The 1,308-nt window shown below is 40.6% G+C and carries 1 protein-coding gene and 1 pseudogene; both read left to right on the forward strand.

Features of this window, described 5'->3' with window-relative positions:
• A pseudogene (locus tag FFM84_RS16235) lies at positions 1-612 on the forward strand (hypothetical protein); the annotation flags it as partial.
• An 11-nt stretch (positions 613-623) separates the two neighbouring features.
• Positions 624-1,187 carry a hypothetical protein gene (locus FFM84_RS16015; RefSeq protein WP_130844769.1) on the forward strand — a complete coding sequence of 188 codons (564 nt, stop codon included), beginning with the start codon at positions 624-626 and terminating at the stop codon, positions 1,185-1,187.
• The last annotated feature ends 121 nt before the right edge of the window (positions 1,188-1,308 follow it).

Here is a 1,308-nt window from a genome sequence, read left to right on the forward strand (position 1 = left end):
CCAGCCGATAAGGTTGCTTCAATCGATGAAGTTAACACTAAGCAGGACAAGCTAAACTATACGGCCGCTGATGATACCAAAGTAGCTCACCTATCTGGTGCAAACAACTTTGATACGGTACCAACAGTCAATAACACGAATTTAATCACTAGTACTGATTTAAGTACAGGACTTGCAACTAAAGCAGATACCTCAGCAATTGACCCAAGTGTATTGGCTAAGACGACGCTGACGGATGATGATGATGTATTAGCCTTAGACGTGGGGACTTATTATACATGGAGAGTTAAGCCTAAGAACTTTCCAGCGTTGTTAGTATCATGGTCTACGGTCGTAGTAAAAGCGGTAGGCAATCAACCAATAGATGGGAAAAATGTAACGATTACTGATACCAATGCTTCTCAACTAGTTAATACCTATTCGGGAAGTGCTTCAACGGGTAAGTGGTCTGGTTGGCGAGTACCTAATTCAACAACAATGGCATCTAAAACTGATGTTACAACCGCTATCAGTACAGCCACGGCTAAATATATTCAGGCTTCAAGTGAAGCTGATGCCAAAACTAAATCTGCATCTGATACGAATAATCTATACTACACAGTCGAATCATAGAAGGTGAAATCATGGCAATCTATATAAATGGAAAAGCAATACATCCGTATATAAATGGTAAAAGAATAGCGACTATTTATCGCGCGGGGGGGGCAATCTATCGTGATTACGTAAAACCTGGAACAATATTGTGGAACTGGAACGCGTATTATGCGTCAGACACGAACATTACACTTAACCAACCGATTAGCAAGCTTAAAACAGGTATTGTAATTAATGCGACGAATTATGATAATGTTTGGTGGCAGTTCACTGCTGGGGCAGATGATCCTAATCACCCGACTAAATATCATTCAGCACCATCACCGGCATTAAGCACACCTATTCACCAACAAATTCCATTTAAATCTATGGCAAATGGCGCAACGTATGATCTGCTGGTAGGTGCTTCCTACAACAAGTTTTATATTCGTTTTACAAAGGTTAACGATACAACTATTAAGGTAGGCTACTCGCCTTTAGCAACTTCAACGGGTCATGGCTTAGGTGGAACAACGTATTACGATACAAGTGCGGCTTATCCTTATGATGGTGAAGTTGATTCATTAATTATCGCGTCAATTACGGCCTACTAGTGTTAATTGCCTGCTAGTTGGTTCGGTTGGATTGGAGCAACAGCATGGCAATCTATATAAATGGCAAATCTATACACCCATTTATTAATGGCAAACGTATTGGAACGATTTATAGAGGCGG

The organism is Lactiplantibacillus mudanjiangensis, from assembly GCF_005405385.1.
In the GTDB taxonomy this organism is placed as follows: Bacteria; Bacillota; Bacilli; order Lactobacillales; family Lactobacillaceae; genus Lactiplantibacillus; species Lactiplantibacillus mudanjiangensis.

Bases quoted from the DNA above. Each gene is read 5' to 3' on its own strand.
- FFM84_RS16015 (WP_130844769.1), top strand. From the start codon at position 624: ATGGCAATCTATATAAATGGAAAAGCAATACATCCGTATATAAATGGT.